The following is a 262-nucleotide window of genomic DNA, read 5'->3' on the forward strand; positions in this document are numbered from 1 at the left end:
GTCCTGGTGGGTGACGACGCACGGTCACGGCCACCCGCGGATCATGGCGGCGATCGCCGAGCAGTCGCAGCGGCTGGACCAGATCATCTTCGCTGGCTGGACGCATCAGCCCGCCGAAGACGTGGCGCTCGGACTGCTGGCGATCATGCCCCCGTCGCTGACGCGTGTGTTCTTTTCCGACTCGGGTTCGACCAGCGTCGAGGTCGCGCTGAAGATGGCGCTGGGTCACTTCGCGAACCGGGCGAGCCGCGGACCCACATCG

Annotated in this window: 1 protein-coding gene; it reads left to right on the plus strand. The window is 67.9% G+C overall.

Features of this window, described 5'->3' with window-relative positions; translation table 11 throughout:
- Window positions 1-10 precede the first annotated feature (10 nt).
- A partial coding sequence (locus AC0IYH_RS32230) for an aminotransferase class III-fold pyridoxal phosphate-dependent enzyme (protein ID WP_471838388.1) occupies window positions 11-262 on the plus strand: 252 nt, incomplete at its 3' end.

The sequence above is a fragment of the Pseudomonas sp. AC463 genome (assembly GCF_979253585.1).